The sequence below is a fragment of the Gemmatimonadota bacterium genome (assembly GCA_016712265.1).
Classification (GTDB): Bacteria; Gemmatimonadota; Gemmatimonadetes; order Gemmatimonadales; family Gemmatimonadaceae; genus RBC101.
This window is the reverse complement of sequence record JADJRJ010000031.1, coordinates 583,593-603,652: the sequence shown is the minus strand read 5'-3', so window position 1 is coordinate 603,652 and position 20,060 is coordinate 583,593. Positions and strand designations below refer to the sequence as shown.

At 66.7% G+C, this 20,060-nt stretch carries 17 protein-coding genes; 9 read left to right on the top strand and 8 right to left on the bottom strand.

Features of this window, described 5'->3' with window-relative positions:
* The first annotated feature begins 359 nt into the window (after window positions 1-359).
* From IPK85_23540 to IPK85_23530, 3 genes are all read left to right on the top strand, one after another.
* Window positions 360-1,046, top strand: a complete 687-nt coding sequence (locus IPK85_23540; protein MBK8250341.1) for a PEP-CTERM sorting domain-containing protein — start codon at window positions 360-362, stop codon at window positions 1,044-1,046.
* A 134-nt stretch (window positions 1,047-1,180) separates the two neighbouring features.
* Complete coding sequence (locus IPK85_23535; GenBank protein ID MBK8250340.1) at window positions 1,181-1,681, top strand: hypothetical protein; 501 nt, start codon at window positions 1,181-1,183, stop codon at window positions 1,679-1,681.
* Between the two features lie 127 nt (window positions 1,682-1,808).
* Entirely contained in the window at window positions 1,809-2,525 is a 717-nt protein-coding gene (locus tag IPK85_23530; protein ID MBK8250339.1) for an energy transducer TonB, read from the top strand.
* A gap of 10 nt (window positions 2,526-2,535) precedes the next feature.
* Here the strand turns inward: IPK85_23530 and IPK85_23525 are convergent, their stop codons facing one another.
* A complete protein-coding gene (locus tag IPK85_23525; protein MBK8250338.1) occupies window positions 2,536-3,660 on the bottom strand; it encodes a hypothetical protein in 1,125 nt (374 codons plus the stop codon).
* Window positions 3,661-3,709: 49 nt separating this feature from the next.
* On the opposite strand from IPK85_23525, the gene IPK85_23520 reads away from it, so the two are divergent.
* From IPK85_23520 to IPK85_23505, 4 genes are read left to right on the top strand one after another with little or no spacing between them, the layout of a single operon-like run.
* Entirely contained in the window at window positions 3,710-5,329 is a 1,620-nt protein-coding gene (locus IPK85_23520) for an FAD-binding oxidoreductase (GenBank protein MBK8250337.1), read from the top strand.
* A gap of 31 nt (window positions 5,330-5,360) precedes the next feature.
* A complete protein-coding gene (thyX, locus tag IPK85_23515; protein ID MBK8250336.1) occupies window positions 5,361-6,110 on the top strand; it encodes an FAD-dependent thymidylate synthase in 750 nt (249 codons plus the stop codon).
* 57 nt (window positions 6,111-6,167) lie between these two features.
* Complete coding sequence (locus IPK85_23510) at window positions 6,168-6,602, top strand: hypothetical protein (protein ID MBK8250335.1); 435 nt, start codon at window positions 6,168-6,170, stop codon at window positions 6,600-6,602.
* The gene (locus tag IPK85_23505) at window positions 6,599-8,626 is read left to right on the top strand and encodes an Ig-like domain-containing protein (protein MBK8250334.1); all 2,028 of its coding nucleotides are present in this window, start codon (window positions 6,599-6,601) and stop codon (window positions 8,624-8,626) included. Before IPK85_23510 ends, IPK85_23505 begins: the two co-directional genes overlap by 4 nt.
* 84 nt (window positions 8,627-8,710) lie before the next feature.
* Here the strand turns inward: IPK85_23505 and IPK85_23500 are convergent, their stop codons facing one another.
* Window positions 8,711-10,822 (bottom strand): elongation factor G, encoded by a 2,112-nt coding sequence (locus IPK85_23500; GenBank protein ID MBK8250333.1) that lies wholly within the window; start codon window positions 10,820-10,822, stop codon window positions 8,711-8,713.
* Window positions 10,823-11,138: 316 nt separating this feature from the next.
* Complete coding sequence (locus IPK85_23495) at window positions 11,139-11,678, bottom strand: hypothetical protein (GenBank protein ID MBK8250332.1); 540 nt, start codon at window positions 11,676-11,678, stop codon at window positions 11,139-11,141.
* A gap of 311 nt (window positions 11,679-11,989) precedes the next feature.
* Between IPK85_23495 and IPK85_23490 the strand changes: the two genes are divergently transcribed.
* Complete coding sequence (locus tag IPK85_23490) at window positions 11,990-12,688, top strand: response regulator transcription factor (GenBank protein MBK8250331.1); 699 nt, start codon at window positions 11,990-11,992, stop codon at window positions 12,686-12,688.
* A gap of 161 nt (window positions 12,689-12,849) precedes the next feature.
* The gene (locus IPK85_23485) at window positions 12,850-13,647 is read left to right on the top strand and encodes a hypothetical protein (GenBank protein ID MBK8250330.1); all 798 of its coding nucleotides are present in this window, start codon (window positions 12,850-12,852) and stop codon (window positions 13,645-13,647) included.
* 63 nt (window positions 13,648-13,710) lie between these two features.
* Here IPK85_23485 and IPK85_23480 read toward each other — a convergent pair whose 3' ends face one another.
* The 5 genes from IPK85_23480 to IPK85_23460 all read right to left on the bottom strand — a co-directional run bounded on the left by IPK85_23480 (window position 13,711) and on the right by IPK85_23460 (window position 20,048).
* Window positions 13,711-15,045 (bottom strand): response regulator, encoded by a 1,335-nt coding sequence (locus tag IPK85_23480; GenBank protein MBK8250329.1) that lies wholly within the window; start codon window positions 15,043-15,045, stop codon window positions 13,711-13,713.
* Between the two features lie 71 nt (window positions 15,046-15,116).
* Entirely contained in the window at window positions 15,117-16,190 is a 1,074-nt protein-coding gene (locus IPK85_23475; GenBank protein ID MBK8250328.1) for a chemotaxis response regulator protein-glutamate methylesterase, read from the bottom strand.
* Between the two features lie 7 nt (window positions 16,191-16,197).
* Complete coding sequence (locus IPK85_23470) at window positions 16,198-16,737, bottom strand: hypothetical protein (protein ID MBK8250327.1); 540 nt, start codon at window positions 16,735-16,737, stop codon at window positions 16,198-16,200.
* Between the two features lie 30 nt (window positions 16,738-16,767).
* On the bottom strand, window positions 16,768-18,216 hold the full coding sequence (locus IPK85_23465; GenBank protein ID MBK8250326.1) for a hypothetical protein: 1,449 nt from the start codon (window positions 18,214-18,216) through the stop codon (window positions 16,768-16,770).
* Between the two features lie 26 nt (window positions 18,217-18,242).
* Window positions 18,243-20,048 carry a HAMP domain-containing protein gene (locus tag IPK85_23460; protein MBK8250325.1) on the bottom strand — a complete coding sequence of 602 codons (1,806 nt, stop codon included), beginning with the start codon at window positions 20,046-20,048 and terminating at the stop codon, window positions 18,243-18,245.
* Window positions 20,049-20,060: the final 12 nt, after the last annotated feature.

The window sequence follows — 20,060 nt, the reverse complement described above, 5'->3', positions numbered from 1 at the left end:
CCTAAAGCGTTACGACACAATGACTTCCACGGATGAGTCAGGTGGGAGCGACGCCACAGCGAGCGCTACAGCGGTAGGGATTTTCGTCCACCCGGTTCGGACAGTGCTACCGACCACCCAATAGCAACGCGGCAGCGGTGTCGTGGCTAAAGCGTTGTGGAGCAAGCGCTTGTCGATCATTCGGTCACTCTGCACCCATTGAAGCAGAGTCGAGAACTGTGATGGCACGTGACCTGCTTCTGTGAGCTTTCGCACATCGGCCCCGGTCTCGTTTCCTCCGGGTGCCCGTCCAGAGCCGAGCCGGGCCGGTGTTGCACAACACACGCAGTCTCCACGGTGCTTCACAACCGAACCCACTCATGACGTTCCGCCGACTTCTCGCTGCCTCGCTCGCTTTCGCCGCCGTCACCGCGGAAGCCCAGCCCCGTAACGGGAGCCTGGCGTTCCAGCCTACCAAGCCCAACCCGGCGATCACCGCCTACGGCTACTACGTCGGCCCATTCTGGGGCACGGTCACTTCCGACCCGACGCGCCCGAAGATCGATCTCTACTGCGTCGACGTGCTGAACAGCATCTCGTGGGGGCACACCTGGTCGGCGAATTTCACGAATCTCGGTTCGGGTGACTTGAGCCTGACGCGCCATGGCAACGCCAAGCTGGCACAGTACCAGCAGGCCGCCTACCTGGCGTCGCTGTTCAACACCTCCGGGGTCACCACCACGCAGTGGGGCGGCATCCAGACCGCGATGTGGAACCTGTTGAACCCGGGCCAACCGAACGGTGGGACGAGCGCCACGAACAACACGCAGGAAGCCTACTGGCTGGCGCAGGCCTCCACCTGGTACAACACTGGCGGGGCGAACAACTTCGACTTCTCGAAGTGGACCATTGTGACCGATGTGAACGCAGCCGGCGTCGTCAGCGGACGCGGAACCCAGGAGTTCCTGACCACGGGCATCACGCCGGAGCCGGAGACCTGGATCCTGATGGGAACCGGGGTGCTGCTCATCGTCGGGTTCGCCGTCCGTCGGGGATCGCTGGTGTAGCTCACGTCACCCCTTCGACGTGACCTGCCGAGGGGCCGTGCGGAAACGCACGGCCCTTCTCGCATTGGGGGCGTGACCGGAGTCGCCCAGCGTCGTTTTGCTGTCAGACAGCATTCGTTCCCCTGCCCTCCCCCATGAGCCAGCGACGCAGCGAGATCATCGAGACCCTGGCCGGTCCGCTCTACCTGATCGCCTTTCTCCTGATCGCCACCCCGGCGCTCGACTTCGTTTCGGGGGTGCTTCCCCTTCGGCTGGACAACATTGAGTGGCGCTTCGCCAGTGTTGGGCTCTTGTCAGGGTTCCTCCTGACCCCGGTTCTCGGGATCGTGCTCGCCATCCTGGTGGCCGCGTCCTCGGGCCACGACCTGATGCAGCGCCTGACGGCGTTCCTGTTGATCGGCCTGTCCCTGGCCTTCACACTGCTCCTGGTGTTCTTCCTGCTGGACATTGTCCAGCTGCGCAGTGCCGTTCAGGCGGAATCCAAGAGCCAGTTCGAGGGAGCTGCCTGGAAGGCGGTGGCCAAGCACCTCCTGTTCGTCGTGGTGATGTTCTGGCTGGGGCTCCGGATGCTCAAGGTGCCCCGCAGTGTCTCCGCGTCACACAAGCGACCCGCCGCGGTGATCATCGGTTCGTAACGGACGTCTGGGAGCCTCGAACCGGACATCCGTCCCACCGGGGAACGCGTCGTCCGCCTCCCGCTTGTCCTGAGGGAGGGTCGGCGGCATTATCGATGGGCGGTCGACCGCGCCGCTCCCCGGCCCAATGCTGTTCAAACACCTTTCCCAACATGCTCCGCACTCCCTCGTCCAGGTCGCCGAGGGGTATTTGGTGAGCGTGGTGGTGCATGTGGTGGCCTTGGGGATCTTCCTCATTCCCCGGCCGGCGCCAGACCCACTGCAAGAGCTGCCGGAGTCGTTTGAGTGGGCGAGATTCCTGCTTCCGGTCGACCGTCCCCAGGGGAATCCGGAAGTGCTGGGTGAGCGGATCACTTTCGTCGCGACGGCCCCGGCACCCGGGGGCGCGGGTACCGAGCGGACGGACGCACCGAGGACCGAGCAGCTGCAGTTACAGGTCCCGGCGGGATCCCAGGAGGACCCGCTGGCGGGTCAGCCGACCCCGCCCGAACCGGAGCAGGAGGTCAAGGGCGAGGAAGTGATGACCGTGCTGGAGGTCGACAGCGCGGCCACTCGGGTAGATGACGGTGCGGCCCCCCCGTATCCGCCCAGCATGCTGGCGAAGAAGCTCGAAGGATCCGTCGCCGTGCAGTACGTCGTGGACACTACCGGCCGAGCCGACACCTTGTCGTTCCAGGTCCTGGATGCCACGCACAAGGACTTTGCGGAGTCCGTGCGGCGCACCCTGCCGATGATGCGTTTTCGTGCCGCGAAGATGAACGAGACCAAGGTGCGACAGCTCGTGCAGCAGCTCTTCTCCTTCCGCATCGACACCGCGATGCTTGCGGCCCCGAAGAAGCCCTGAGCCGCGGCCCCTAGCGGGCGTCGAGGGTCACGACATCACGGTAGGTTCGGAATGCGCCGCTTTGCTGGTGTCGGTTGAAGTCCCGCACGCGCTGCAAGAGTTGGACGCTGCGATGGCCCGGGACGGCAAAGGGAATGCCGCCACCACGCTCAAAGACGGAGCGAATCACCACCGAACGCGCATCAACCGGGAAGCGCGCCATGGTGGCCGCAAAGGCCGGGAAGCCGCCGTCACGCCAGATGTACTGCTCAGCATTTGACGTGTAGATCGCTGAGAGGACCAGCCCACGGCGACGGACCTCGTCCGCCACGGCCGGGAGGGCCCGGGTGCCTGCGAGATCACCGACCACCGGGAGGATCCGGCCGGCGGCGTGCAGGTCGCGAACGAAGGCCCAATCCGCCTCCCGGGCAAGGAAGGAACGAGGGGCGCGTTCAAGGTCCGTCGCCAAGAGGAGGGTGCGCAGGGTGGGACGCGTGGGGTCATCACCTCGCCCAAACGACGAAAAACGCAGCTCGAGTCCGCGACGCATGAACTCGGCGTGAAAGCGGGTGAGGACGTCCCGATCACGGACCTCCAGGGGAATGCCGAGGGCCACCACCTGCGCCAGCGTTTCCCGCGCGACCCGGGCCTGCCATTCGGGGTCCACCGCGGCGCGGTCGATCCACGCCAACAACTGGTCGACCGGCCGCCCCGTCCACGCGGCCAGGTCAGGGGGTGGCACCCGCCCGAGCCATCGACAGAGAAATTCGAGACGATTGGTCGACGCGGCGAACAGCGCCTTGTACATGAGGTGCTGCAGCATGTTGTCGCGCCGAATGTCCAGCACAAACGCGACGGTGGGTCGGATGATCGCGATGTAGGAGAAGTTCTGATCGGGCCCGACCCCGACGTAGGCCCCCCCGCGGAGACGATCCGCATCGAGACGCGTCGCCACGTGAAGGTACGACGTCTCGTTCGAGATCAGGTTGTCCGAGTCGAAGTACCCTCCCGGTTCGGACAGGCGAATGACCGCCGCCGCGAACGCCGTATCCGGAGACGACGCGACCCGCCGCGGCGCGGCCACCTGCGCGCCAGCGGTCGCGCGCATCCCCATGAAGACGACACCGGCGAGAAACGTCACGCGACGCCACGTCATGACACCCAAGGTGTGGGGTGGTACCGCCGCTGTCCATAGATTTGCAGGCGTGAACCATCCGACGGGGTTCCGCGGCACGTTCCGCACCGACCAGCTCGCCCGCGAAGCCTACAGCGAATCTGCAGGCATCCTGCGCGTCGTTCCCCTGGCCGTGGCCGTTCCCGTGGACGTCGAGGACCTGCAACGGCTGTGCGCATGGGCCTCGCGTGAAGGGCAGCCCCTCATCCCTCGCGGGAGCGGGAGCAGCATGGCCGGGGCGGCGGTGGGTCCGGGGGTCATCGTAGACCTCCATCGGCTCCGCACCGCCCCGTCGATCGAGCCGTCCTGGCAGCGCGCGCACGCTGGAACGGCCATCACAAGAGCGCAGCTGGACGCCGCCGCACGCGCCCATGGTCTCCGGTTTCCCGTTGATCCGTCCAGCGGCGCGTTCTGCACGCTGGGTGGCATGGTCGCATGCAATGCCGCGGGGGCTCGCACACTGGCGTTTGGTGCGACGCGGTCCTGGGTCCATGCCGTCGAGTGTGTGTTCGCCGACGGAACGTCGGCTCGCGTCGCGCGCGGCCAGGTAGCACGCCCATCTGACCCGGCGCCACTCCAGCGATGGTGGAGTGAGGCACAGGCCCTCCGCGCCGCGGCTGCCCGGCTCCCCGCGCCGGCGGTTCGCAAGCAATCGTCCGGCTACGGCCTCCACGACTTTGCCCGCTCGGGAGACCTCGTCGACCTCCTCGTTGGCAGCGAAGGCACGCTCGCCTTCTTCACCTCGCTTGAGTTGGACCTCGCCCCGCTCCCCGGGGCCACGGCAACGCTGCTCGGTGCGTGGCCCACCATTGAGGGTGCCGTGCATGCCGCCGCCCTCGCTCGGGAAGCCGGCGCTGTCGCGTGTGAGCTGCTCGACGCCACCTTCCTGCGCGTCGCCGCACGCGGACGCACGCTGCCGGTGGACGCCGCCACCGAGAGCGTCCTTCTCGTCGAGCTCGAGGGTGCATCCGCGGGTGACGTAACGGCGAGGGGCGAGGCCCTGCAGGACGCCTGGCGGCGGACCGGAGCGTCCAGCGTCCAGCTTGGAGTCGACCCGGAATCCGAGGAGGCCCTCTGGGCGCTGCGGCATGCGGCGAGCCCGATCCTCGCGCGCCTCGACCCGCACGTCAGGTCGATGCAGGTGGTGGAGGACGGCTGCGTCCCACCGGAGCGCCTTGGCGACTACCAGCGCGGGGTGCGCGCGGCATTGGCAGCCGCGCACCTGGATGGCGTCATCTTTGGCCACGCCGGGGACGCACACCTTCACGTGAATGCGCTCGTCGACGTGCGCACGGCAGGCTGGCGCGAGGCGGTGCAGGCCCTGTTTCGTTCCGTAGCCGAGCTGACGCTTCGGCTCGGGGGCACGATGGCTGGCGAGCACGGCGATGGCCGGTTGCGAACCCCCGTCCTGGCCGACTTCTGGTCCGACGACGCCCTGGCGCTGTTCCGGGGCCTCAAGACCCTGTTCGACCCAGCGGGAGTCCTCAACCCCGGAGTGAAGGTCGTTGCGGCCGTGGACGCATGGGCCACCATCAAGTACGACCCGCAGCTCCCCGCGCTCGCCCCGCGCGTCCGCGCACTTCTCGATCGGGTCGAGCTGGAGCGGCGCTGGGAGGAGTCGCGCCTAGAGTTGCTCGACGCGACTGGCTAGCTTGCCCGGCCTCCGCCCTCCGCCGCACCCGATGCTCCACTACGAGCCCCGCATCACCGTCCTCGCGCGCCCGGCCTTCACGGAACCGGCCCACCTCCCGGTGCAATGGAATGGGACGTCGAGCGACGGCGAGCGCTTGGCCGAGTTCGCGGGTCGCCTGTGCTACATGAGCCAGCGGAACCCGGCGAACCGGACCACGCACGAGTACCTGCTCAACATCCTCAAGCAGGGGCACGGCAGCGTGCTCGAACACGCCAACTATTCGCTGCTGTTCGAGGGAGTCTCTCGTTCGTTGACCCATGAACTGGTGCGGCACCGCGCAGGCTTTGCCTACTCGCAGCTGAGCCAGCGGTATGTGGACGAATCGGAGGCCGCGTTCGTCGTGCCCCCGGCCATCATCGGCGACGCGGCCCTCGAGGGCACGTGGCGGGCGCAAATTGACGCGGCCCAGGCCGCCTACATCGCGCTCGTGGACGAGCTGATGGCGCGCTACGCGTGGGTGGAGGACAAGGTGCACCGGCGCAAGATGGCGCGCGAAGCCGCACGCGGCGTGCTGCCGAACTCCACCGAAACGAAGATTGTGGTGACCGCCAACGCGCGCGCCTGGCGCACCATGCTGGAATTGCGATCCGGCGAGGGGGCAGAACTCGAGATTCGCCGGCTGGCGGTGGCGGTGATCCGCATCCTCCAGGGCGAGGCCCCGGCATTTTTTGGCGACTTGGAGATCTACACCGCCGAGGATCGTCGCGAGGCCGGCCGGATCGGCTATCACAAGGTGTGACGAACCGTCGGACCTAACGAGCACCGGCCCTTTACACCACTCGCCGGACCCCTGATAATGCGGATGGTCCTTCCGCGGGTACGCATGGTCCTCCGCTCCTGTCTTGTCGCGTTCTGCCTGATCGTCGCGCCCAGCGCCTGCGCGAGTGCCGGAAGCCGGGGCGCCCGGGCGACCGGCAGTACCGAGGTACTCCGCGCCGACGAACTCCGGCGTTCCGGTGCGACGGACCTGCTTTCCGCGATTCGCATGCTGCGTCCGGCCTTCCTGCAAACGCGGGGGCGCACGTCCATCACGCGATCGGAGGAGTCCGAGGTCGCCGTTTACCTGGATGACCGCCCGTTTGGCGGCTTGACGATGCTGCGAGAGATCCAGATCAATGTCGTCATCGAGGTACGACATTTTAGCGCCACGCAGGCACAGGTCCGTTGGGGTGGCGATGGTCACTCGCAGGGTGCCATCCTGGTGATCACCGGCGCCCCGAGACCTGAGTGACGTTCAGCGGAGGAGCACGCCGTTCGTCGGCGTGGGCGATTGCTTGTTCCCTGGCGCTTGCCTGCGACGATGGCGCGGCACCACCGGCCGGGAACCCCGGCGGTGCGACGTCACTCCACGTGACGCCGGCCACGGTCTGGCTTACCCCAGGCGCCGCCACGGCGCTGTCCGCCGAGGTGCGTGATAGTGCCGGCCGCCTGGTAGCCGGCGCCGCGATCGGCTGGAGCGCACTCGCCCCCGCGACGGCTTCGGTGTCGTCCACGGGCGCGGTCCAGGCGGTCGCTCTCGGAAACACGCGGATCATCGCCGCACTCGGCACACTCCGCGACACGGTCGACGTCACCGTGCAGGCGGCGGCTCGACCCGCCGCGTTCGGCGCCGAGCGTCAGGGCGTGACCGATGTGTCCCTGCTCGCTGTGTGGGCCGACGCCACGACGCCGACCGCCTTCGCGGTGGGACAACTGGGCACCATCCTGGCCTCAACCCCCACTGGGTGGCGGGTGACGACCCTGGGGACCGCCGAGACGTTTGTGGGAGTGTGGGGATCGGGCGCCAACGATGTCTGGGCGGTGGGGACCGGCGGGGTACTCGCCCACTGGGACGGGGCCTCGTGGCAGCTCGTGGACTCCCCGACCGGTGAGACGCTCCTCGATGTCTTTGGCCTGTCCCGCACGGAGGTTTGGGCGGTTGGCGTGCGAGGCACCATCCTGCGCTACGACGGGACCTCGTGGCAGGTGATGACCACGGGCGAGGTGTGGGAACTGTGGGGGATCTGGGGGACCTCGGCCACCAACCTCTTCGCCGTAGGGCAGAACGGGGTCGTGGTGCGCTACACCGGGACAACCTGGCAACCGATGCCGACGCCGGCCGAGACGCCGCTGTTTGGCGTGTGGGGCAGCGGGCCGGCGGATGTGTGGGCGGTGGGGATCAACGGCGCGACCTGGCGATTTGACGGCACGCGCTGGTCAGCCTTGCCGCCAACCACCCCGCGCAACCTGTTTGCGATCTGGGGGCGGAGCGCGAACGACATCTACGCCGCGGGCAACACCGGTGGCGTGGTACACTACAACGGTGTTGCCTGGCGCGAGCTGCCCAACACGGCGACCGGACAGAACCTTCGGGGCCTCTGGGGCGATCACCAGGGCGGTGTGGTGGGCGCGGGGTGGGACGGGACGGTGGTTCGCGGATCGACAGCCCCCACCGCCTGGGTGACAGAAATCTCGTCGCCGACCCTGGTGACGGTGTGGGGTCCGGGGGACGGCACCGTGTACGCGGCGGGGGGCGGCGGCGCCCTGTATCGCCGCACGACGGGCGCGGGATGGGCGCAATTCCCCCTGCCCCCGTCACAGACGTTGTATGGGCTGCACGGCTCTGGCGCGTCGAATGTGGTCGCCGTCGGGGACACGGGGACGATCTGGCGCTACAACGGCACCGACTGGCGACGCGAGCCCGCGGGAACACAGGTGCTGCTTCGGTCAGTTTGGCTTGGGAGCCCAACCAGTGGTCTCATCGTTGGTGACCGCGGGACCATCCTTGAGTACCGCAACGGCTCCTGGGCCCCGATGACCAGCGGCACGCAGGCCTTCCTGCGGCATGTCTGGGGAACCGACCCATCCAACGTCTATGCCGTCGGCGACTCCGGCCTGGTCCTGCGGTTTGACGGGAGCGCCTGGCGCCCCATGCCCACCCCGACGCGTGAGTTGCTGCGAGGTGTTTGGGGTTCCGGACCGTCGGACCTCTTTGCTGTTGGGGAGAAGGGAACGATCCTGCGGTACGATGGGCGGCAGTGGCGCGCGATGGCCTCGGGGACGACCCTCGCGATCCGTGGAGTCTGGGGAAGCAGTCCGGTGGATGTGTACGCCGTCGGCGAGGAGGGGCTGATCCTGCGGTTTGACGGAGCGACCTGGCAGCGCCTGCCGGCCAGCGGAACGCCCTTGCTGATCCAGGCCTGGGGAGAGCCGGGGCAAGGGCGGGTGTACGCGGTGGGCACCGTCACGACGATCCTGCGCGGCGACCGGCAATAGGCCACGCCCGGTCGCCCGCGCTTCGCCCCAGCCACGGTGCGCCCCCCGCCGGCCTGGCGACGGGCGCATTTCGTTGTTGGTCTGCTAGTGCTCCTCGATGTCGTCCGTGCGGTGCCTGGCCGCCTCGGCGATCACCTTCTGCGCGGCCTCATGGGGCATCGTCTCGTACATGTGGAACCGGCGCGCATAGACCCCGTGCCCGTGCGTCAGGGAGTTCAGGTCGGTGGCGTACAGGTGCAGCTCCGCGTTGGGCACGATCGCCCGTACGACGGCCCCGGCGCCGTTGCCTGACGAGTCCGTCCCGACGATGCGCCCGCGGCGCTGGTTGAGGTCGCCCATGACGTCACCCAGATAGGCCTCGGGGACCTGGATCTCGACCTCATCGAGCGGTTCCAGGAGGACGGGCCGGCACTTGGGTGCGACGGCCCGGAACGCCAGGATCCCGGCCATCTTGAACGACATCTCGTTCGAGTCGACCGAGTGGTACGACCCGTCGTACAGTTCCACCTCGAAGTCTACCAGCGGATAGCCGGCCAGAATGCCGCGCGCGCAGGCCTCCTGGATCCCCTTGTCCACGGCCGGTCGGAAATTCGACGGGATCACGCCCCCAACGATCTTGTCCACGAAGTGATAACCGGCGCCGCGCGCCCGGGGCGCGAGGCGCACCCAGCAATCACCGAATTGTCCCCGGCCACCTGACTGCTTCTTATGCCGACCCTGACCGTCGCCCTTCGCGGTCAGGGCTTCGCGGTACGCGATCTTCGGCCGGGTCAGCTCAGCAACGACGTTGTACTTCCGCTTGAGGCGCGCCATCGCCACCTCGAGATGGCGTTCGCCCATGCCGGAGATGATCGTCTCATGCGTTTCCGCGTTGTAGTGCGTCTCAAACGTCGGGTCTTCGTCGTGGAGTCGATGCAGCCCCGGCTGCAATTTCTCCTCGTCATTGCGCGACGCCGCGTGGACGGCGAACGACACCACGGGCTCCGGGAAGGCGATGGGCGGGAGGCGCACGGGGTGCTCCCGGGTCGACAGCGTGTCGTTGGTATGCGTGTTCTTGAGCTTGGCCACGCAACCGATGTCGCCCGCGCGCAGGATCGGCACCTCGAGCCGTTCCTTGCCCTGCGCCACACTCAGGTGTCCCATCTTCTCCGTCGTATCCCGGGTCGCGTTGAAGAATTCCTGGCCATTGCTGACGGAGCCCGAGAAAATGCGGAAGTACGACACCTCGCCCACATGTGGCTCCGAGTGTGTCTTGAAGACGAGGGCCGCGAACGGGTTGGTGTCCACGGCGTGGATCTCCACCGTGTGATCCCCCTCGGCACCCTTGAAGGCATGGAGTTCCTCCATTTCGTAGGCAGACGGCATGAGCTGCACCAGCTCGGTGAGCATCGCATGCACCCCGATGACGTGTTCCGCGGAGACCGCGAAGAGCGGATACAGGTCCATGCGCTTCATGGCTTCCTTCATGCCGTGGATTGCCTCATCGCGACCGATCTCGGCGCCTTCGAGGTAACGTTCGAGCATGGCGTCGTCCGTGGCGGAGACCGCCTCGATCATTTCCTGGTAGTACTTGTCGAAGGTGCCCTGTTCCTCAGGTGGGATGTCCGTCTCGGTGTATTCGCCCGTCTTGGTGCCCGGCTTGTAGAGGTAGGCCTTGCGGGCAAAGAGGTTCATCACACCGCGGAAGGTCGGGCCCTGGCCCATCGGGATCTCGACCGGCACCACCTTGTTGGTCAGCCGCTCCTTGACCTGCGCGTACACCCGATCAAAGTCAGCGTGCTCCTTGTCCATCATCGTCACGGCAAAGAGGATCGGATCCTGCCGAGCCGTGGCCTCGTGAAACATCTTGACCGTGCCGACCTCCACGCCGGAAGCGGCGCTCACGACGCAGATCACCCCATCCGCGGCAGCCACGGCCGCGATGGCATCGCCCTGGAAGTCCAGATATCCCGGGGCATCGATGAGGTTGACCTTGGAGCCCTGCCATTCGGCGAACGCGCACCCCAATTCAATCGAGTAGCCGCGTTCGATTTCCTCAGGGGTGTGGTCCGTGAGCGTGGTGCCGTCCTTGATGTGGCCGTGGCGCTTGCTTGACCCCGAAACGAAGGCGAGTGCGTCAACGAGGGTGGTCTTGCCACTGGCGCCGTGGCCGACCACGGCGACGTTCCGGATGTCCGTTGCGTGATACTCCCGCATGCGAGCCCTCTCCAGCGTGGAAGGTGCAGTAGGTCGGGACGCTGGCGCTTGCCGGTCGGGTCGGCAAGGGGGATTACCTGACGTGTGGTGGGACGGGAGATGGCTGACGGCGGAGGGCGGAGGGCGGACCGCAGCCTGCGGACGGTAGTCCGCCGGACGGAGGGCGCCGGCTCACGCGCGCGCTGCGCCGGCGTGGCATCCATGTAACAAGAGCCGCGGGTGGCACGATCGCTCACGCGATCTGCAACCAACGGCCCTCGTACCACTCACCTGCTGACCTGCTGAACAGCTCGACTCTGACAGATGAGGTTGTCGATCAATCTCCTTCGGTGTCCACACCAACCCCGTCCGCGTGTCGGTAGGAGTCGAGGAACGCATCGGAGCGTGCCCCAATCCCCGCGGGGAGGATGACGGTGGAAGAAAGGGTGAAACTGATGGCGCGACGGGTCCCTTCGGGCCAATCGTGCATGGACAGGCCCGCGACGATGCGCTGCAAGGATGACCCGCACTCATCGAGCAGGCTTCCCGCAGTCTCATCCAGGACCTCCAGGGGAATGAGCACATCACGCGTGACCAGACCCCCGGTCTGCTGGTCGCGCCAGGCCGCATCGCCCACCGCGCCGCGCTCCGGCCAGAGCGCGACGTGCCGGATCGTGTCCGAACGTTCGGTGGGCTCGCGCCGCATCTCGACCGCCGCCGCCAACGCCATCGCCAGCCGCTCGATCGTCGGATCCCCATACAGGGTCACGACGTCGCGCGATGGGCGATCGGAATTGAGTGGCGACGGCACCGAGTTCACGTGCGCGAGCACCGTCGAGTGTTCGGGGCGATCCTCAAGCATCACGAGGACGTCCATCACCCCTCCTCTCGGAAAAGCCAGACCACGTCCCACACCCAGTGTGCGGTCGCGTGTCCAGCGCCATACCCGCAATGACCCTGCCATGCCTCACTCGGACACATGGATTTTTCTGCAGTTCCCCCTACAATCGGGCGACACTTGGAATGGTTCGCAGCCCCTCAAGTCGTGACGAAACGACGCCGGAGCCAGGCACTGCACCTGAGAACGTCCTAATTCATTGGCCTGCTTCAGCTTGCGCGTTCAACGTTTCCCTTGCCCCAAAGCCGGGCACGCTGTATTCACTCCGAAGGTGACACTTACTTGATCGCATGACAGCTTCCAAAGACCCCGCTGGGCGCGTCCTCGTCGTCGAAGATCGACGCGAGGTCGTTGATCTTCTCAACCAGGCCCTCTCGGCAGCTGGGCACGATGTCGTCATTGCCATGGACGGCGAGGAGGGGCTCGCCAAAGCCTCCGAGCCCGGGATTGACCTCGTCGTGCTGGATGTCGGGTTGCCGAAGAGGTCGGGCATGGACATCGCCCGGGAGCTACGCAGCCGCGGCATTCAAGTACCCCTGCTCATGCTCACGGCACGAGACACTGTGACCGATCGCGTCGAAGGGCTGGACGCCGGCGCAGATGACTTCCTGAGCAAGCCATTTGACCTCGAGGAGCTCCTGGCCAGGGTGCGCGCCCTGCTCCGGCGTTCGTCGCTTCAGGCCGCCGCTGCACAGATCATTGTCGCGGATCTCACGATCGACCCTCTCACCCGCGAAGTCCGCCGCGGCAATCGGCTGGTCGCCCTGACCCAAAAGGAATACGCCCTCCTCGAGTTCCTGGCGCGCCGGGCCGGCGAGGCGGTCGGTCGCGACGAGATCAGCCGCGCCGTCTGGAAGCAGGATCTGGATCCTTCCACGAACATCGTGGACGTCTACATCAACTACCTTCGAAAGAAGGTGGACCAGGATTCCGAGCAGCCCTTGGTGCACACGGTGCGTGGGGTTGGCTACATGATCAAAGCGGGCTGAGGTCGCCACACCGCTGCCATAGGGCCTGCGCCGTCACGGCGCGGGCCCGTTTTGTTTGTCTCCATGCGGGGGCGCGGGCGCCGCGCAATTTTCGGGATCAAGCGAGGGGGCCTGAACGGTCGAGAATCGCAAGGGCTGGCAACCTCCACCCCTCGCGACCTATGTCCTTACGACTCGTCGGAATCCCCCTGCTCGCCTTACTGCCCATTGCGGGGGAGGCCCAGACCACCTTGGGTGCCGGCGCGACCGGCGCCTCGCACTATGTCTGGCGTGGCATCACCTTCACTAACGCCTCGGTCGTTCAGCCGCGCCTGAACCTCGCGCACGCGGGAGTGGCCGGGACCTTCAGCGTCGCCGCGTGGGGGAACGTGGAGCCCACGACCGCGTCATCGCCCAATGCTCTTCGTCAGGGCGGCACCCACGTCGGGTTGAATGAGTGGGACCTCACCGCGCAATGGGGGCGCTCGTTCGGCTTTGGGACCCTTGCTTCCGGGTGGGTCGGCTACCGTTTCAACTCGCTCAGTTCGGTAGTTTCAGACGTTTACGACACCGACGAGGTTTGGGCGAGTTATCGAGCGGACTCCATCCCGTTTTCGCCGTCTCTGACCGCCTATCGGGACGTCGGCATCGTGGGTGGGTGGTACCTGGAGGGGGCCATCGCCCGCGGCTTCTCCATGGGCAGTCGAACCGTGAGTCTCACCGGGATCGCCGGGTGGTCGGCAGGGCAGGAGCAGGCCGACGTCGGCGACGCGTTCTACAACTTCAACCAATCTGGGCTGACTCACGTCGACGTCGGGGCGGCGACCTCCTTCAGCGTCCTTGGCCTCGTGATCACACCGTCGGCGCACGTCCAGCTGAGCCCCTCGGGGCAGAACACCCGGGTCGCAGGGGCCCTGCCCGGTAGCCGAGACCAGTGGCACAAGCAGTGGATCGCCTTCGACGTCGGGTGGTCGCGATAGCTGTCCGACGCCCGATGGGATGTGGGGCCCCGTGATGGTTGCGGGGCCCTTTTCTCGTGCGGGCTAGAATAGCGCGTCGTCGACGTCGTTGCTCCCCGACGCCGGGGTCGCGACCGGGACCGCGCCCGGGGTGCCGGAACTCCCGCCGCCCCCGAGGCTTTCGACCGCCATCGCGACGAAGAAGCGATTGCCGGACATGGTCTCGAACCAGTCGGCGAGGTCCCAGGTCGCGGCCGGCTCCAACATGAAGTCGGTGACAATCTCCGGGAGGGACAGCGCCAGGTCGAAGCCCTGCTCCATGAGGGCGGCGCGGGCCCGTCCCGCGATGGTGTTGCTCAATTCACCGAAGACGTCGGCGCCGCCGGTCTCGATCGTGGCTTCCCGGCGCAACACCTTGCTGGCCAGGGCCACCGCATCCTCCTTGGGGCAGGCAATCAGGATTTGGATGCGGGCGTCGGCGTTTGACAGCTGAATTCGTCCGGCGACCCCATCAACCAGGGGTTGGGCCTTCTTGGCAGAAATGGCCGTGACCTCCTGGCCGGACATGACCCCGAGGGTCTGGCGCGTCGCGGTGAGCGACCAGCGACGGGCCCCGTCCGCGAAATGCGCCTTGAGGCGGTCGCCCGGGGAGGTTCCGTGCAGCAGCGTGCGCTGCAGCTCGGCGGTGAACGACTCCGGCACAAACGAGCGCCGAATCTGCCCGGCGAAATTCACGTGTTTGGGACTCAGGGCGTCGTCGTCGTCGGCACAGAGCCAGAACGTCGGCGCCGTCACCCGAGTGTCCACGGCCATCTTCATCAGCAGGTTTGACAGCTGGATCTCATTCACCAGCGGGAGACCGAGCGCGGTGACCACGAGCGTCGGCTTCAGCTCCGACTCCTTGAAGAGGCGCAGTGCGTGCGCGCCGGACACCGCCTCGATGACGGTGAAGTGTCCTTCGAGGAATGGCTTGACGAACTCGCGGAAGTTGGGATCCGGGTCCACCAGGAGCAGCACGGTGTTCCCACCGGCCACCTGTCGCTTGCGCCACCCGCTGTGCTGCGCAATCACCTTGCGGAAGCGGTCGTGCACTTCCGCGGGCCGGATCGGCTTGAGGATATAGTCCTGGATGCCTAACGCGAGCAGGGCCGTGACCTCGTCCTTGTCCTTCACCGCCGACATGCACACCACCGGCATCTCGCTGTGTTCCTTCGAGTTGCGGATGGCCTCCAGCAATGCCCGACCGTCCAGCTCGGGCATCTGCAGGTCAGTGAACAGGAAGTCCGGGTCCTCCGTTTCCAGCTTCTCCAACGCCTCGATCCCGTCGCCGGCCTCGACAATCTCGTCGGCCATATGGCTCAGGATGCGCTTGAGCAGCTCGCGGGTGACGAGGTCGTCCTCGGCGATCAGGATCTTCATCGCGGGGGTGGAAGACAGCCAGAGACTTGGGTTCTTCCAAGGAGTATCGGAACGGGGTCCAAGGTTATGAGCTACGATCGCACGGCGCCGATTGCCATGCGCAAGGCGACATCGGCAATTTCTTCCAGGGGGTGGATTTCCTCGACCCCCCCCATTTCGATGGCCACGCGCGGCATCCCGAAGACGACGCACGTTTCCTCATCCTGGGCGATGGTGCGGGCGCCGGAGTCGCGCATGGCCTTCATGCCGCGGGCACCATCGTCTCCCATCCCCGTGAGCATGATGGCGATGGCATTGGGGCCGATGGACGTCGCGCAGGAGTCGAACAGGGCATCCACCGACGGGCGATGTCGATTCACGGGCGGGTCCTGCGACAGGCGCACGCGATACTCTGCGCCGCTGCGGATCACGCGCATGTGGAAGTTTCCTGGGGCGAGCAGCGCGAGACCGGGCACGACCCGATCCCCGTCCTCGGCCTCCTTGACCTGGATCTGGCACAGGGTGTTGAGCCGGTCGGCGAACGACTTGGTGAACCGCTCCGGCATGTGCTGGGCGATCACGATCCCTGGCGCATTCGCCGGCAATTGGGTCAGGACGACGCGCAGCGCCTCGGTGCCTCCCGTGGATGCGCCAATGCACATCACGCGGTGCGTTGCCTCAGCAAACGCGGCACCGGTCCACTGGGGCGCCTTGGTCTCCACGCGCGCCACCGGCGTGCTCGATGCGGCGCGTCGCCGGATCCGGGCACGTGCCGCCGCCTTCACCTTTGCGATGATCTCTTCGCCCAGCTCATGGGTCCCGTGGGTGAGGTCCAACTTGGGTTTGGTGACAAAATCCACCGCGCCGAGCTCGAGGGCGCGCAGCGTGGTGGCACACCCGCGTTCGGTGAGCGAGGAGACCATCACCACCGGCAGGGGGCGCGCCTGCATCAACTTGTCGAGAAAGGTGAGCCCGTCCATGCGGGGCATCTCGACATCCAGCGTCAACACGTCGATGCGCTCGATCTCCTTCATCCGTCGCCAGGCAGAGACGGGGTCGGCCCCCTGCCCGACCACCTGGATCTCCGGGTCGCGGGAGAGGATGGTCGTGAGCAGCTGCCGCATGAGGGCAGAGTCATCGACGACGAAGACGTGGATTCGGGACATGGTACCCTCAGAAGAGTTCGATGTCGCCCTCATCGAGCGATTCCTGCTGGACGGCCTTCCGGCTCCACGCGGCCTTTTCCAGCTGGCGGACGGCGAGGCGCTCCTCCACGGCCGAAAAGTCGAGCCGGGTAATGCCGACCACTTCACCGCTCACGGCCGTCTGGAGGGGGGCTGCTTCACGTGCGTAGGCTTCCAGCCAGGACAAGCGGCGGTCCACATGTGTCAGGAGCTGCGTCGCCATGTCCTCGAACTGCAGGCTCTGCACCACCATCAGCGAGCCCCGCGTGATTTCTTCGGCCAGCTCCTTCACCTCGCGCACCGCCTCGACGCCGGCGACGGACTCGAGCGCGGTCGCCGCCGCGCGCTGGGCCTTGGCCTGGTGGATCATCGTCTGGAACGCCGCGCTCAGCTTGCCGGTGGCGTCGCCGAGCAGACTACGCAGCTGCTGCAGATCCTGCAGGGACTCATGGAACTGCTCCTGCAGCGCCCCCTGCACGTTCTGGTGCAGGGCGAGGGCGCGAGCGCGGAGGACTTCGGGATCGGTCACGTGCGACACATTCATGGGGACCCAGAGTGACTAGAAGAGGACCGAATCCAGCTCGTCGGCGGTAACCGGTGCCGGTTTCGGTGCTGGTGCCGCCGCCACCTTCAACTCGGACTTGAAGACGGCCGCACCGCGTTCAGCATCGATCGCGCGCACCCGTGCCTTGGCCGTATCCGTCTGGAACCGGACCTCGAGCGGCTGGTCGCCCTCGAGTTGCTCGGCCTCGATCGGGATGCGTTCCGCCGCGAGGAACGCGCGGATGAATTCACTGTTCTTGCGCCCCACATCCGCCCCGCTCTTGAGGGCGCGAATCACGGCCGCCCCACCAAAGACCTTCGCGCGCAGGCGGCTGCGCTCACCCCCCAGCTTCATCACTTGGTTGATCAGCAATTCCATCGCGTGCACGCCATACCGCGCCGGACGATCCGCGCTGTCCCCAGACGGGAGCATGAAGTGGTTCATTCCGCCGACGCGCATGGCCGGGTCATAGACGCACGCGGCCACGCAGGACCCGAGCACCGTGCGGATCTCGGACGGGCCCTTGGCCGCATGGACACCACCCGCCTCGATGCGCACGACGGGACGTGGGGGTGGCGCCGGGACGGCGGGGCGGATGGCCTCAAGAACCGGGCGCGTGGTCCGCGCACGTCGCGGGGCGCCACCGACTCGACGATACACCGTCTTGCCGACGGGCTCGTACAGGTCAGACAACCACGAGAGGTTCTCGGAATGGCCGATGATCATCGCGCCACCAGGCTTGAGTCGCTCTGCAAACCGGCGAAACAGCAGGTCCTGCGTCTCGCGGTTGAAGTAGATGATGACGTTGCGGCAGAAGATGACATCGAACAACTCGGACGCCGGCCAGGACCCTTCGATCAGGTTGATGCGCTGGAACGTGACCATCGATCGCACTTCGGGGCGCACCCGCACAAACCCCGCCTTGTCGCCTTCCCCTCGCAGGAAATGCCGGCGCTGCAGCTCGGGCGACAGGTCCGCCACGCGCTCGTCGCGGTAGACGCCCGCACGTGCGGTCTCCAGCACATTGGTGTCAATGTCGCTCGCAAGGATGTCCACATTCACGCGGGCATCCCGCGCGGTCATCGCAATGGAATACGGCTCCTCCCCGGTCGAGCTGGCGGCGCTCCAGATTCGCAGCGCGCGCCCACTGAACTCCGGGAAGACGTCGGTCCGGAGGTAGTCGAAGTGGTGCTGTTCCCGGAAGAACGAGGTCTTGTTGGTCGTGACCGCGTTGATGAGTTCCCGGAGTTCCGTCCCATCACCATCGCCGTCTCGCAACAGCTCAATGTAGGGAGCATAGTCGCGCCACCCGTGGTGCCGCAGGCGCCGAGCCAGTCGCCCCTCAATGAGGGAGCGCTTCTGGTCGGTCAGGTGGATGCCGGCGGCGCGCATGATCAGGTCCCGGAGGAACGCGAACTCGCGGTCCCCCAGGAGGGGCGGGCCATAGGGCGCAACCTCGGACATCAGCGCAGCTCCAGCAGACGTGGCGGTCAGAAGTCGACGAAGCCGTCGAGCTCTGCTTCCGCGGCCGCTGCGGCGCTAGCCGCAGGTTGCTCCCGGACCGGCCCGGTGGATTCACTGCCACGCCGCTTCATGGCGCGCGGCGCACGGCCGATGGGTGCCTCGATCGCCCGTCCGGCGGGGGCCGCACCTCCGTGCTCCAGCTTGAACCACGAGACCAGGGCATCCAACTCCCGCGCCTGACCAGACAGCGTGCCCGCGGTCGCCGACAACTCTTCGTTCTGCGCGGCATTCTGCTGCGTGATCTGGTCCATCTGCGAGACCGCGCGGTTGACCTCCTCGATCCCCACGCTCTGCTCGCGGCTCGCGGCGGCGATCTCGGCCACGATGTCCGTCACGCGCTTCACGCTGGTCACGATCTCGTCGAGCGTCTGGCCCGACTGGTTCACCAGCTGGGTCCCCAGCTCAACCTTGCTGGACGACTCCTGGATCAATCCCTTGATTTCCTTGGCCGCCGAGGCCGAGCGTGCCGCGAGCGACCGCACTTCGGCCGCAACGACGGCGAACCCACGCCCCTGGGCCCCGGCGCGGGCGGCCTCCACGGCGGCGTTGAGCGCCAGCAAGTTGGTCTGGAAGGCGATTTCGTCGATCGTGGTGATGATCTCGGCGATCTTCTTGGACGACCGGTTGATCTCGCTCATCGCCCCAACCGCATCACCGACCACGCGCCCGCCCTTGTCCGCGACTTCACGCGCCGTCGTCGCGAGTCGGCTGGCCTGGCCGGCGTTCTCGGCGTTCTGCTTGACCGTCGCTGTGATCTGTTCCATGCTCGCAGCCGTCTGTTCCAGCGACGAGGCCTGTGACTGCGCCGCCGACGAGATATCGTCTGCGACGGACGAGAGCTCGCGCGATGCGGTGGCCACGTTCGCCGAGGATCCGCGAATGCCTTGCGCGATGTCCCCGAGCCGAGCAACAAAGGAGTTGAACGAGTCAGCCAGGTCCCCGAGCTCATCCTGCGATGTGGCCGTCAAGCGCTTGGTCAGGTCGCCATCTTCGGAAATCGAGCGCATGACCTGTGCCGTGGTCGCAATGGGCCGTGCGATCGAGCCCGCCATCCAGAGGGCTGCGAGGATCAGGAGCACTGCCGCCACCCCACCGACGCCAAGCATCGCGTTGCGAAGCGCATTGGCCCGGGCCAGGGCCTGGACCTCGGTCACGCGCACGATGACGCCCCATCCATACTTCGGCATGAACGCCTGGGACGACGCGGCAAACCCCGCGATGTAGGCCGTATGCGTAGCTGCGTCCACCTGGCGCACGTAACCGAGCTCGTGGGCCGCGGCCCGACGCGCCGACTCCCATTCAGTGGCAAGGTTCTGGGTGAGCTCGCCCTCTTCCGACAGGTCGTCGTGCAACTTGATCCCCTTGCTGTCGACCAGGGTAAAGACGAGGTCGGTGTTGCTTGCCTGCTTTGCGGCCTTCCGGGCGTCTCCCAGGATGCCATCAGCAATGCGCTGGAGCGACGCGTAGTTCCGCCACACACCAATGACATTTCCGCTGGCGTCGCGGATGGCCGACGTGAAGGTGGTGACGATCTCCTCGTCGCCATACAGGGCGGTGGTCCAATCGTGCCGTGCCGGCGCATCCGTCAGCGTCTCGCCCGCCTTGATCCCGCCGTTGATCCCCTTCTGGAACCAGTCTTCACTCGACACGTCCGTGCCCGCGATGGTGCGCGTGTCCAGCGGCTTGCCGGTTGGATCCACAGAGTTCACGACCTGAATCTTCCCCGCACGATCTGCGACGATCATGAGGTCGTAGAAGCCGTAGGCCACCATGTATTCGTCCGT

Bases quoted from the DNA above. Each gene is read 5' to 3' on its own strand.
- IPK85_23540 (MBK8250341.1), top strand. From the start codon at position 360: ATGACGTTCCGCCGACTTCTCGCTGCCTCGCTCGCTTTCGCCGCCGTC.
- IPK85_23535 (MBK8250340.1), top strand. From the start codon at position 1,181: ATGAGCCAGCGACGCAGCGAGATCATCGAGACCCTGGCCGGTCCGCTC.
- IPK85_23530 (MBK8250339.1), top strand. From the start codon at position 1,809: ATGCTGTTCAAACACCTTTCCCAACATGCTCCGCACTCCCTCGTCCAG.
- IPK85_23525 (MBK8250338.1), bottom strand. From the start codon at position 3,660: ATGACGTGGCGTCGCGTGACGTTTCTCGCCGGTGTCGTCTTCATGGGG.
- thyX (MBK8250336.1), top strand. From the start codon at position 5,361: ATGCTCCACTACGAGCCCCGCATCACCGTCCTCGCGCGCCCGGCCTTC.
- IPK85_23510 (MBK8250335.1), top strand. From the start codon at position 6,168: ATGCGGATGGTCCTTCCGCGGGTACGCATGGTCCTCCGCTCCTGTCTT.
- IPK85_23500 (MBK8250333.1), bottom strand. From the start codon at position 10,822: ATGCGGGAGTATCACGCAACGGACATCCGGAACGTCGCCGTGGTCGGC.
- IPK85_23495 (MBK8250332.1), bottom strand. From the start codon at position 11,678: ATGGACGTCCTCGTGATGCTTGAGGATCGCCCCGAACACTCGACGGTG.
- IPK85_23490 (MBK8250331.1), top strand. From the start codon at position 11,990: ATGACAGCTTCCAAAGACCCCGCTGGGCGCGTCCTCGTCGTCGAAGAT.
- IPK85_23485 (MBK8250330.1), top strand. From the start codon at position 12,850: ATGTCCTTACGACTCGTCGGAATCCCCCTGCTCGCCTTACTGCCCATT.
- IPK85_23480 (MBK8250329.1), bottom strand. From the start codon at position 15,045: ATGAAGATCCTGATCGCCGAGGACGACCTCGTCACCCGCGAGCTGCTC.
- IPK85_23475 (MBK8250328.1), bottom strand. From the start codon at position 16,190: ATGTCCCGAATCCACGTCTTCGTCGTCGATGACTCTGCCCTCATGCGG.
- IPK85_23465 (MBK8250326.1), bottom strand. From the start codon at position 18,216: ATGTCCGAGGTTGCGCCCTATGGCCCGCCCCTCCTGGGGGACCGCGAG.
- IPK85_23460 (MBK8250325.1), bottom strand. From the start codon at position 20,048: ATGGTGGCCTACGGCTTCTACGACCTCATGATCGTCGCAGATCGTGCG.